8 protein-coding genes are annotated in these 11,716 nt (G+C 73.6%); 6 read left to right on the top strand and 2 right to left on the bottom strand.

Annotated features, from left to right (window positions below; genetic code table 11):
- Positions 1-9 precede the first annotated feature (9 nt).
- From PV341_RS19505 to PV341_RS19480, 6 genes are all read left to right on the top strand, one after another.
- A complete protein-coding gene (locus PV341_RS19505; protein ID WP_500358540.1) occupies positions 10-573 on the top strand; it encodes a TetR/AcrR family transcriptional regulator in 564 nt (187 codons plus the stop codon).
- Positions 574-698: 125 nt separating this feature from the next.
- On the top strand, positions 699-4,325 hold the full coding sequence (locus PV341_RS19500) for a WGR and DUF4132 domain-containing protein (RefSeq protein WP_500358539.1): 3,627 nt from the start codon (positions 699-701) through the stop codon (positions 4,323-4,325).
- Complete coding sequence (locus PV341_RS19495; RefSeq protein WP_500358537.1) at positions 4,322-5,449, top strand: ATP-binding protein; 1,128 nt, start codon at positions 4,322-4,324, stop codon at positions 5,447-5,449. The genes PV341_RS19500 and PV341_RS19495 overlap by 4 nt, the downstream gene beginning before the upstream one ends.
- The gene (locus PV341_RS19490; protein ID WP_500358536.1) at positions 5,449-7,818 is read left to right on the top strand and encodes a DUF5682 family protein; all 2,370 of its coding nucleotides are present in this window, start codon (positions 5,449-5,451) and stop codon (positions 7,816-7,818) included. The genes PV341_RS19495 and PV341_RS19490 overlap by 1 nt, the downstream gene beginning before the upstream one ends.
- The gene (locus tag PV341_RS19485) at positions 7,815-8,990 is read left to right on the top strand and encodes a VWA domain-containing protein (protein WP_500358535.1); all 1,176 of its coding nucleotides are present in this window, start codon (positions 7,815-7,817) and stop codon (positions 8,988-8,990) included. Before PV341_RS19490 ends, PV341_RS19485 begins: the two co-directional genes overlap by 4 nt.
- Complete coding sequence (locus tag PV341_RS19480; RefSeq protein ID WP_500331236.1) at positions 8,987-10,990, top strand: YehQ family protein; 2,004 nt, start codon at positions 8,987-8,989, stop codon at positions 10,988-10,990. The genes PV341_RS19485 and PV341_RS19480 overlap by 4 nt, the downstream gene beginning before the upstream one ends.
- A 29-nt stretch (positions 10,991-11,019) precedes the next feature.
- Here the strand turns inward: PV341_RS19480 and PV341_RS19475 are convergent, their stop codons facing one another.
- Positions 11,020-11,391: a fic family toxin-antitoxin system, toxin component gene (locus PV341_RS19475; protein ID WP_500358533.1), complete on the bottom strand. Its 372-nt coding sequence runs from the start codon at positions 11,389-11,391 to the stop codon at positions 11,020-11,022.
- The gene (locus PV341_RS19470) at positions 11,388-11,615 is read right to left on the bottom strand and encodes a toxin-antitoxin system HicB family antitoxin (protein WP_499510378.1); all 228 of its coding nucleotides are present in this window, start codon (positions 11,613-11,615) and stop codon (positions 11,388-11,390) included. Before PV341_RS19470 ends, PV341_RS19475 begins: the two co-directional genes overlap by 4 nt.
- Positions 11,616-11,716 lie beyond the last annotated feature (101 nt).

Below are 11,716 nucleotides of genomic sequence, written 5' to 3'. Positions count from 1 at the left end.
ACTGCCGGCATGGAGACGACGTCGGAACGCCTGATCGAGAGCACCCGCGAACTGCTCTGGGAACGCGGCTACGTCGGCACCAGCCCGAAGGCCATCCAGCAACGCTCCGGCGTCGGCCAGGGCAGCATGTACCACCATTTCTCGGGCAAGCCGGAGCTCGCGCTCGCCGCCGTGCGCCGTACCGCCGAGCAGATGCGGCAGACCGCCGAGCGCGAACTCGTCGGCCCGGGCTCGGCGGTCGAGCGGGTCTCGCGGTACCTGCGCCGCGAACGCGACGTGCTGCGCGGCTGCCCGATCGGGCGGCTCACCCAGGACCCGGAGGTCGTCGCCAGCCCGCAGCTGCGGGCGCCGCTCGACGAGACCTTCGAGTGGCTGCGCGGCCGGCTCGCGGACGTGCTCGCCGAGGGCCAGGCGCGCGGGGAGATCGCGCCCGGCCTCGACACCGGCGACATCGCGACCGCGCTCGTGGCCGTGCTCCAGGGCGGCTACGTGCTCGCCCGCGCGGCCGGCTCGGCCGCGCCCTTCGACCAGGCCGTCAGCGGCGCGCTCGCCCTGCTGGCACAGCGGGCCTGAGCGGCGTCCGGCGAGGGACGGCCCCTGCGCCGGACCGCTTGTCACAGGCGACTACTAGGGTGACGCCCGTTGATCACCGGACGAGTGATGCCTCCGGTGTGCGGTCGTGGGTGGGAGGGGTTGCTGTGCGGCGCTGGGAACTTGTCGGTGGTGGATCCGCGAAATTCTGGGAAGCGGCGGTCGACGGCGCGCTGGTGACCGTGTGCTACGGCCGGATAGGCGCCGAGGGGCGGCTCCAGGAGAAGGAGTTGGGGTCGGCCGAAGCGGCATCGTTGCACTTCGGCAAGCTGGTCGCCGAGAAGGAGCGCAAGGGCTACCTCGAGGTCGGTTCGTCGGCACCGCAGCAGCCGGAGCCGACAGCGGCAGCGGCAGCGGCCAAGCCGGAATCACAGCCGCTGCCGGAGGCGCCGCCGGAGGGCGGACTTCCCGACGAGGACACGTTCGTCCTGCCCGGCTCATGGCGCCGGGTGCTGCACCCGCGCCGCGGCGGGGTTCGGCGGCCCGCCGCCGTGCCGGCGCCGGATGCCATCGATCAGGTCCAGGAACGGATCGTGGCCGAGCTGGACTGGATCGAGCAGGTTCTCGCCGCACAGCAGGCGGATCCGGCGCTGGTCAAGGCAGCGCGCGCCTATCTGGCGGGGAAGCCGGACCCCCGCGGGGCAGCCGTCCTGGCGAACCTGGTGACGCCGGTCTGGCCCCCCGCCGCAAGGGAGGATTTCCCGTTCGCCGACGCGTGGGCCGCGAGCCACGGGCCGGCCTTCGCCGCCCGGGCGGTGGTGGAGGTCTTCGACATCGACGCCGGCCAGCGGTATCGACAGGGTCACAGCATCCCGACACTGCGCTTCCGGGGCCTGACCGACCACATCACGCCCCAACCCGCACGTCAGCTGGCGGACCGGGTGCGTGCGCTGCTCGCCTGCACGGACGACGAGACCTACCGGGAGACCGTCACCGCGCTGCGTGAGTGCCGCACCACCGCGCGGCGCCGGGTCGTCGCCGCCTATCTCGCGCCGGGCACGCCCGGCTGGGCCGACGAGTGCATCGCCGAGGAGCCCGGATACGGATCCGGCGGTGACGTGCTCCGGCCGCTGCTGCTCTGCGCGCTCGACGATCCCGGGCAGGTCGGCCGGCTCGGCACGGCCCCCAAACTCGTCTGGCGCGGCTGGTCCGTGACACTGGTCGCCACGCTCGCCGACGGCCTGGGCACGGAGTGCGTGCCCTTCCTCGACGAGGCGATCGAACGGTCCTGGGACTCCGACCAGTTCCGGAGCATCACCATGGCGGTGGCGAACTTCCCGACCGACGAGGCCTTCAGGCTGCTGCTGTCCCGTCTGGACAACAAGCACATCCGCCCCGCCATACAGGAGGCCATGCAGCGCTACCCGGGCCGGGCCCTGCGTCTGCTCGCCGAAGCGGGCCTGAAGGACGGGAAGAACGCCCCTGCGGCACGCCAACTCCTCAACACGCACGTGATGCTGAACAACGCCCGGCTGCCCGAGCTGCTGCCGCGACTCGGCGCCGCGGAGGCGGAGCTGGTGCGGTCGCTCGACGGTGCGCGCGAGCGCGTCACCGAGGCGGCACCGGAGGTGTTGCCGGCGCTGCTCGTCTCACCGCCCTGGACGCGCAGGCGAACGCCCCTCAAGCCACGGGTGCTCACGGGCCTGCTGCCGGACGGCACGCGGCGGCTGGCGTGGCGCGAGGGTGAAAGGGAGCGTTGGGCCGGGCACCCGTCCTGGGGCTGGGAATACCCCCGGACGACCGACTGGGACCAGGAGGCCCGCAAGATCGTCGGACGCGAATCGGGCCTGTGGCACTCGACGCGCTTCTTCGTCCAGGGCCCACTCGACGTGCTCTCGCCCTGGCTGGAGAAGTGGTCGCCGGAGGACCTCTGGGGTGGCGTGGACCTCCTCAAGCCTGTCGTCGCCAAATACGGCATGGCGGCGCTGCCGCTCGCCCTCAAGGTGGCCTCGGCCAAGCCGGCGCACCTCACCCCGCTCCTGATGCCCTTCCTCGACCTGGGCGCGGCACGGTTGATGGCGGACGGGCTGGTCCGGCTCAAGTCGGTGCAGATGACGGCCCGCTCCTGGTTCGCCCGGTACGGGATCGACGCGGGCCTGCTGCTCGTACCGGACGCCGTCGGGCAGCCCGGCCCGGCCCGGAAGGCGGCCGAACAGGCGTTGCGCCTGGTCGCGTCCGCCGAGGGGACGGACGCCGTCCTGGCCGCCGTGACCGCGGCACACGGCGGCGAGGCGGCCGAGATCGTCGCCGAGACGCTGGCCGCGGACCCCCTGGAGATCGCGCTCCCCGCCCGGATACCGGCCCTGCCCAGCTGGGTGCAGCCCTCGGTCCTCCCGCAGATCCTGCTCCCCTCCGGCGAGGCACTGCCGGAGGAGGCGGTCCGCCACGTGCTGACCATGCTCGCCCTGTCGAAACCCGGTGACCCGTACCCCGGGGTCGCCGTCGTCGGAGAGGCGTGCCGCGCCGACTCGCTGGCCGCCTTCGTCTGGGCCCTGTTCGAGGAGTGGCGGCAGGCGGCCATGCCGGCCAAGGAGAGCTGGATCCTGCACGCGCTCGGTCGGCTGGGGGACGACGAGACGGTGCGCCGGCTCACTCCGATCCTGCGCGACTGGCCGGGTCAGGGGGCGCACCACCGCGCGGTCGAGGGCCTGAACGTGCTGGCCGAGATCGGCAGCGACGTCGCCCTCATGCACCTCCACGGCGTCGCCCAGCGGGTGAAGTTCAAGGCGCTCAAGGTCCGGGCCCAGGAGAAGATCTCCGAGGTGGCGGAGGGACTCGGGCTGACCGGCGAGCAGCTGGCGGACCGACTGGTGCCCGATCTCGGACTGGACCCGGACGGCACGACGGTCGTCGACTACGGCACGCGCCGCTTCACCGTGGGCTTCGACGAGCAGCTGCGCCCCTTCGTGCTGGACGCCGACGGGAAGCGCCGCAAGGATCTGCCCGCCCCCGGCGTCAAGGACGACCAGGAGCTCGCCCCGGCCGAGCGCAAACGCTTCGCGGCGTTGAAGAAGGACGTCCGCACCATCGCCTCCGACCAGATCCGCCGTCTGGAGGCGGCCATGGTCACGCAGCGGACCTGGACCGCGGCGGAGTTCCGTGAGTTGTTCGTGCAGCACCCCCTGGTCTGGCACCTGGTGCGCCGACTGGTCTGGCTCGCCGACGCGGCCGGCGCGGCGACCGCCTTCAGGGTCGCCGAGGACCGCAGCTTCGCCGACGTCGACGACGACGAGTTCACGCTCGCCGCCGAGGCGACGGTCCGGCTGGCCCATCCGCTGCACTTGGGCGACACGGTGCCGGAGTGGTCCGAGCTGTTCGCGGACTACGAGATCCTCCAGCCCTTCCCGCAGCTCGGCCGACCGGTACTTCGGCTGACGCCGCAGGAGGAGACCGCCAACCGCCTGCACCGGTTCGAGGGGTGCAAGGTGCCGGTGGGCCGCCTGCTCGGACTGACCAAGCGGGGGTGGGAGCGGGGGGAGCCGCAGGACGCCGGCGTCGAGCGGTGGTTCTCCAAACGGCTCGCCGAGGGCTGTCACCTGGTCATCGCCCTGGACGAGGGCATCGCCGTCGGCGTCGTCGACATGTTCCCCGACCAGACCTTCGAGACGGTCTGGCTGGACACGGAGCCCTGCGACCACTGGCCCAGCCGGGAGTACCCCTTGCGCTTCGGCGACCTCGACCCGATCGCCGCCTCCGAACTGCTCGCCGACCTGGAAGGGGTGACGGCCCGGTGACCGCCGTCGACGACGCATCCGCGACCCGGCCCGACCGGGCCCTGGATCCGGAGGGCCCCCCGCTGCAGCGCCCCCCTGCCGAGGTCAGGTACGCGGAGGAACTGGCGGCTCTCCGGGCCCGGGACGAGGACCCCCGCCCGCCGGGGTGGCAGCTGAGCCTGCGGGCGGCGCGCCGTTTCATCGTCGGGGACGCGGAGGCCGGGATCAGCCGCAAGTTCGTCGGCAACCGTTCCCTGGTCGAGCGCGCGCTGGTGACGCTGGCGACCAACCGCGGCCTTATGCTGGTCGGCGAGCCGGGCACGGCGAAGTCGCTTCTGTCGGAGCTGATCGCCGCGGCGGTCAGCGGCACCTCGACGCTGACCGTCCAGGGCGGCGCGGCCACCACCGAGGACCAGATCAAGTACTCCTGGAACTACGCGCTGCTCGTCTCCGAGGGGCCTTCACCGCGCTCGCTGGTGCCCGCGCCGATGCTGCACGGCATGGCCGAGGGCCGGATCGTCCGCTTCGAGGAGATCACCCGCTGTCCGCTGGAGGTGCAGGACTGCCTGCTCTCGCTGCTGTCCGAACGCGTCCTGGCCGTTCCGGAGCTGGACGGTCCCGAGGGAATGGTCTTCGCGCGGAGCGGATTCAACGTCATCGCCACCGCCAACACCCGTGACCGGGGCGTCAACGAGATGAGCGCCGCGCTCAAGCGGCGATTCAACTTCGAGACGGTCTTCCCCATCGCGGACTTCGACACCGAGCTCGCACTCGTCGAAGCGGAGGCGGGAGCCCTGCTGCGCCGGTCCGGGGTCGAGGCGCCGCCGGACCGCGACGTGCTCGAGGTACTGGTGGGGACCTTTCGCGAGCTGCGCGGGCAGCAGGCGTCCGGCGAGCGGCTCTCCGCTGTGATGAGCACCGCGGAGGCCGTCTCGGTGGCGCACGCGGTGGGCGTGCGCGGCTGGTTCCTGCGCGGGGAGCCCGGCGACGCCGCCGATCTGGTCACCTGCCTGGCCGGCACCGCGGCCAAGGACAGCCCGGAGGACCTGGCCCGGCTGCGCCGGTTCCTCGACCAGCAGGCAGGGCGTCGGCACGGCGCCCAGTGGCAGGCCCTCCACGAGGCACGACACCTGCTGGCCGACTGATGACCACGGTCTTCATCGGCGTTCGCCACCACTCGCCGGCCTGCGCCCTCCTGGTGGCCCGCACCATCGAGGCGCTCCGGCCGGCCTACGTACTGGTGGAGGGGCCGGCCGACATGAACGGGCGGCTGGACGAGCTGCTGCTGGGCCATGAGCTGCCGATCGCCGTGTTCAGCCACTACCGCGACGAAGAGCGCACGGCGACGTCCTGGACACCGCTGTGCGACTACTCCCCCGAGTGGGTCGCGCTGCGGTCCGGCCGGGCCGTCGGCGCACAGGTGCGCTTCATCGACCTGCCCGCCTGGCACCCGGCCTTCACCGGGCGCCCCGAGCCGCTGGCCAACCGCTACGCAGACGCCGAGGCCCGCTACGCGGCGGCGACCCAGCGCCTGTGCAGCCGGTTCGACGTGGACTGCGTCGACGCGCTGTGGGACCGGCTGTTCGAGATCGCCGGTCCTGAGGGGCTCCAGCGGCGGCTCGACGCCTACTTCGACCTGGTTCGGGGCGACTCCGATGCCGAACAGGGCGACCGGGCGCGGGAGCAGTACATGGCCTCCTGGATCCGCGCCGCGGCCGCCCGGGCGGAGGAGCGGCCGGTGCTCGTGGTCACCGGCGGATTCCACACGCCGGCGCTGCGTGCGCTGGCCGCGCCACCGGTCCGCACCACGGACGCACCGGGGACCACGTCGGCGCCGTGGCCCGGGATTCCCGAACCGCCCGCCGGGGCCGTCGGCGGCAGCTTCCTGGTGCCGTACTCCTTCCACCAGCTCGACGCCTTCGCCGGTTACCAGTCCGGTATGCCCTCGCCCGGCTACTACCAACTGCTGTGGGAGCACGGCCCCGCTGCGGCGGCGGACGGACTGCTGGAACAGGTCGTCGGACGGCTGCGAGGACGACGCCTTCCGGTGTCGACCGCCGATCTGATCGCGGCCAGGAGCCTCTCCCAGGGTCTGGCCGCGATGCGAGGGCACCCGCTGCCGGCCCGGACCGATGTGCTCGACGGCCTGGCGGCCACGGTGATCAGCGATGCTCTGGAGCAGCCGTTGCCCTGGACCGGGCACGGCACGCTCACGCCGGGCACGGATCCGGCGGTGGTCGAGATGGTCGCCGCGAGCACCGGCGACCGGACCGGCCTCCTGCATCCGGACACGCCCGCCCCGCCGCTCGTCCTGGATGTGGCGGCCCAGTTGCAGCAGTGCGGGATCGTCCTGGGAGAACGGGTCACGGCCGACCTGACCGAGCCGGCCGGCCTCGCCCGCAGCCGGTTGCTGCACCGGCTGCGTGTCCTGGGCGTTCCGGGGCACGTCCGCACCTCGGGCCCCGCGACCGGATCGGACCCGGTCTTCGCCGAACGCTGGGAGCCCGGCCCGGCACACGGACGCGAGGCCGCGCTGATCGAGGCCGGTGCGTACGGCGCGCGACTGGATGAGGCCGCCGCCGTGGCGCTGTCGGCGCGCGTGCGGTCCGCGGGGGGCACACCCGGTGGGTCGCCGGATTCGGCCACGGCCACCTTGTCGGAGGTGCTCTTCGACGCGGTGCTCTGCGGTGCGGACACGCTCTCCACCGAGCTGCTGGGCTCCCTGGCGTCTCGCGTGGGCGGGCTCGGTGAGCTCGGCCCGGCTGGTGCGGTGCTGACCACCGCGCTCCAGCTGTGGCGGCACGACCGCGTGTACGGCATGGCCGGGAATCCCCTGCTCGGCGAAGTCGTCGACAAGGCGGTCGACCGGGTGTTCTGGCTGGCCGAGGGCCTGCACGGGGGCAAGGGCGTCGACTTCGCCCGGCTGCGGGCCCTGTCCGCCGCCCGCGACGCACTGCGGCACGCGGAGCGCCTTCTGACGCTCTCCCCGACGGCGGCGGCCGACACGGCCCGGCGGATCGGTGCCGACGCCGCCGCCCCCGCGGACCTGCGTGGCGCGGCTCTGGGCCTGCGGCTGTCCCTCGGTCCGGCCGGTGACGACGCCGTCGGCCAGGCACGTCTCCTCGCGACCTCGGATCCCGAGGAGCTCGGCGACTGGCTGGCCGGACTGTTCGCCCTGGCCCGGGACGAGTTGACGGCCGGCGGTGGAACGGTCGCCGACGGGTCGGGCCCCTCCCTGCTGGACGTGCTCGACGAGATCGTCGTCTCCATGGCGGACACGGACTTCCTGATCGGCCTGCCAGCGCTGCGGCAGGCCTTCGCCTTCTTCCCGCCCCGTGAGCGCGAGCGCATCGCGGAGCATCTGCTGGAGCGTCGCGGCCGGCGCGGCTCGGCCCGCTCACTGCTGCGCACGTCCGCCGACCCCTTGGTCCTCGCCCGCGCCCGCGCCTTGGAGGAGAACGTGATCCGCCTGCTCGACAGGTACGGTCTGCGAGCCGGGCAGGCGAAGCGATGACCGAGCGCAACCACCCCACGGCCGGCTCCGCCCCGCAGCTCCCCGACGCCGGGCTGGAGCGGTGGCGGCTGATCCTGGGGGCGCCGGCCGACCGCTGCACGGGCCCGCTCGGCCCGCAGGCCGCCGCCCGCGACGTGGCACTGGACTGGCTCTACGGCCGCGACCCGGACCTGGAGCGACGCGGGGTGCGCCGTGGCGCCTCCGCAGGACGGGAGGGCGGTGACGGGGCCTCCCGGATCACCGCGGTGGACTGGCTCGACGACGTCCACCGGCTGTTCCCCAAGGAGACCGTCGAGCGGCTCGAGCGCGACGCCGTGGAGCAGTACGAGATCAACGAGATCGTCACCGACCCCGACGTGCTCTCCCGCGTGGAGCCGAACGCGACCCTGCTCCGCGCCGTACTGCGCACCAAGCACCTGATGAACCCGCAGGTGCTGGCGATGGCCAGGCGCATCGTCGAGGCGGTGGTCGGGGATCTGATGGAACGGCTGCGCCCGGAGGTGCGTCAGGCTTTCGCGGGCGCCCGCTCGCGCCGCCCCAGCCGGCTGCCGCTGGCGCGGGACTTCGACTTCCGGGGCACGATCCGGGCGAACCTGGCCCACTACCAGCCCGCGGAGCGCCGGATACTGATCGAGCGGCCGCGCTTCCACTCACGGACTCGGCGGCACCTCCAGCAGTGGCAGCTGATCCTGCTGGTGGACCAGTCCGGCTCGATGGCGGGCTCGGTCATCCACTCTGCGGTCACCGCCGCCTGTCTGTGGAGCCTGCCCGGTCTCCGCACGCACCTCGTCGCCTTCGACACCCAGGTGGTCGATCTGACCGCGGACGTCACCGACCCCGTGGAGCTGCTGATGCGGGTCCAGCTCGGTGGCGGCACGGACATCGCACGCGCCGTCGCCTACGCCGCGGACCTGGTGGACAACCCGCGCCGCACCATCGTCGCGATCGTGTCCGACTTCTACGAGGGCGGCGATGCCCATCGGCTGGTCCGCACCGTGCGCAGCCTGGTCCAGCAGGGCGCCACCGTGCTCGGCCTGGCCGCGCTGGACGAGGAGGCCAACCCCGACTACGACCGGGCGCTCGCGGCCCGGCTGGCCCAGGAGGGAGCCCACGTGGGTGCCATGACCCCTGGGCGGCTGGCCGAGTTCGTCGCCGAGAAGGTGGCCCGGTGAGCGGTACGACGACTTCTTCGGCTGCCGGCGCGCCGCCGCGCGAGGATCTGCTGGCCCTCAGCACCGACACGCTCGCCTCCCTCTCCAACCGCGGCTTGGTGAAGCGCGCCGCCAAGGATGTGGATGCCGGCTCGGGGCCGGACGTCAGCTGCGAGGCCGACGGAACCGTCTGCGGCACCTACCCGGACGGCACCCGGACACGGCTGCCCGTCGGCACCGGCCTGGAGGCTGCGGAGTGCAGCTGCGGGGCGACCGGGGTGTGCCGCCATCGGATCGGCCTGGTACTGGCGTACCAGCGGCTGGACGGTACCGCCGAACCCACGGGCCCGGAGGTGGCCGCGTGGTCGCCGGGCGAGTTCGACGACGCCGCACTCGAAGCCGGGCTGGGACGGGCCGCTCTGCTGGCCGCGCGCCGGATTCGGGACCGCGGCTTCTCGGCGACCGTGCACCGCCCGAACGCGGTGCGGCCCGTGCCGACGGTCGATCTGCCGACGTGCACCGTGCGCTTCCCCGTCCCGCACCAGCTCGGCTACGCCCTCACCGACGCCGCGGCCCCGCGCCGCGGGGAGATGATCACGCTTGCGGTCTGGGCCTTCCGCGCCGCGGACGGCGACGCCGCGGCCGGCGCGGACGCGCAGGTCGTCGTCGGCGGACGCCCGCCCGCCGCGCCGGACGCGGACGACGCGCTCGACGCCGCCGTCGCCCTGGCCGATGAGTTGCTGCTGGACGGCATCGCGCACACGACCCCGGTGTTCGCAGCGCAATTGGCCCGCGCCGGCGCGCAGCTGTCGCATGCCTCGCTCCACTGGCCCGCCGCGATCATGGCGGACCTGCGCCGCCAGGTCGACGCCTACGCCGGGCGCGATGCCCACCACGAGGCCGGGCGTGTGGCCCACCTCCTCGCCGAACTGCACGCCCGCCGTCGCGCGGGGGGATCCGACCGCCCCGGCGTGCTCGGTACGCAGGAGCCGGCCGACACCCCGCTGCGCCGGGTACGGCTGGTCTCCCTCGGCTGCCGGGTCACCGGCCGGACGGCGTCGGAGCGCACCGCCGAGGTGTACTTCGCGCACCCGGCCGCCGGGATCGCCCTGGTCCTGCGCAAGCGCTGGGAGGTGGCGGAAGGCCACTCCCTCACCGGCCACGACCTGGCTTCACGCCGCCTGCTCGGATCCCCGCTGCGGGCGCTGTCCGGGGCCAACGTCGTCAGCGAGCACATCTCCCGCAGTCCCAGCCGCACCGTGACCATCGGACGCGGACGCATCGCCGCCACGAGTGTCACGCCGCTCGGTTCGGCCTGGGCCGATCTCCCCGACACCCTCCTGATCAGCGATCTCGCCGCAGCGCTGTCTTCCTGGGCGGGCCGGCCACCGCACTTGATCCGGCCCAGGGTGGAGGCCGACACCGCCCGGGTACTGGCCGTGGCCTGCGTCGAGTCCGTCGGCTACGACGCCGCCCAGCAACGACTCGAAGCGGTCGTCCGGGATCCGTCGGGCAACGCGGCGGTGGTCCGTGCCGACCACAACCCCGCCTGTCCCGGCGGCCTGGACGCGCTGGCCACCGCACTCGGCAGCCCCCGGGTCCGATTCGTGAGCGGCCTGCTGGGCCGGGAGGGCGGCCGTCCCGTGCTCGACCCGCTGGCCGTCCTCACCGAGGACGGACTCGTCGTACCCGACCTCGAAGCGGGCGAGGGCACGGGTGCACTCGCCGAGGCTGCTCCGCGCACCTCCGACCCGATCGCCCAGGCACTCGAATCGGGCTTGTCCGCCCTCGCGGACATCGCGCACAGCGGCCTGCGCGGCCGCGGTCCTTCGGCTCGCGACCGGCTCGCAGGGGCGGCCGCAGGACTCCGCCGTACCGGGCTCCAGTCCGCCGCGGCGCTGCTCGACTCGCTCGCCAGGAGCTTGGACGGGGAAACAGCCGGGGCAGCGACGGCTCCGTGGGTGGACGCCGTGATCCACTTTCTGGTCAGCCTCGAACTGCACCAGGAGGCCGATGCCTGACGACGGCCGACCCGGTCTGCGGCCGGGCCTCAGACGCACCAGGAGCGCAGCTCGCCGGCGATCTCGTGCACGTCGGCGGTGCCGCCCTTGACCAGCCGGGCCAGGTCGCGCACCCGTTCAGGGGACGTGGCGACCTTCAGGCCGCTGGCCACCAGGTAGGCGTAGGCGACCGCGGAGGCGAAGAGCGCGTTGGACCGCTCCAGGGCCGGTACGTGGACCAGCAGTTGCAGCAGGCACGCGGCGCGCTCGTGGGGGTCGGCGTAGACGGGGACGCCGAATATCTCCGCCTGGTGGCGGCCGACCGCGGCGACGAGGGCGCCCCAGTCGGTCACCTGGGGGTCACCGGGGGTGTTGCGCTCGGCGACCATGAGCAGCCAGGCGAGGTCGATCTGCAGGGTCAACGGCGTCCTTCGCGCTCCGTGCCGAACTCCTCGGCGAAGACGGACTCGTAGCGCTGCATGAAGTCGGCGGCGGCCTCGACGAAGCTGCGGCCCGCTTCCCCCGCGTCCTTCCGGACGAGTTCCTCGATGTACCGGTTGACGCTGACGCCCCGCTGCGCGGCCCGCTCGCGGGCGGCCGCGGCGGTGGTCTCGTCCACCCGCACGTTCAACTGCGTCTTGGCCATACCCTCAAGCTAGCGCCGATGCACTAGCAGTGACAAGCGGCTCCCGGGCGCATCCGCCCTGGGCCCGTGCGCCCCGGGGCCCGACGGGGCCCGGGGCGCAC

Source organism: Streptomyces sp. PA03-1a, from assembly GCF_033792805.1.
In the GTDB taxonomy this organism is placed as follows: Bacteria; Actinomycetota; Actinomycetes; order Streptomycetales; family Streptomycetaceae; genus Actinacidiphila.
The sequence above is the reverse complement of the archived record's forward strand: the minus strand, read 5'-3'. Positions and strand labels throughout refer to the sequence as shown.

Coding starts and splice junctions, on each gene's coding strand:
- PV341_RS19485 (WP_500358535.1), top strand. CDS start 7,815: ATGACCGAGCGCAACCACCCCACGGCCGGCTCCGCCCCGCAGCTCCCC.
- PV341_RS19505 (WP_500358540.1), top strand. CDS start 10: ATGGAGACGACGTCGGAACGCCTGATCGAGAGCACCCGCGAACTGCTC.
- PV341_RS19470 (WP_499510378.1), bottom strand. CDS start 11,615: ATGGCCAAGACGCAGTTGAACGTGCGGGTGGACGAGACCACCGCCGCG.
- PV341_RS19490 (WP_500358536.1), top strand. CDS start 5,449: ATGACCACGGTCTTCATCGGCGTTCGCCACCACTCGCCGGCCTGCGCC.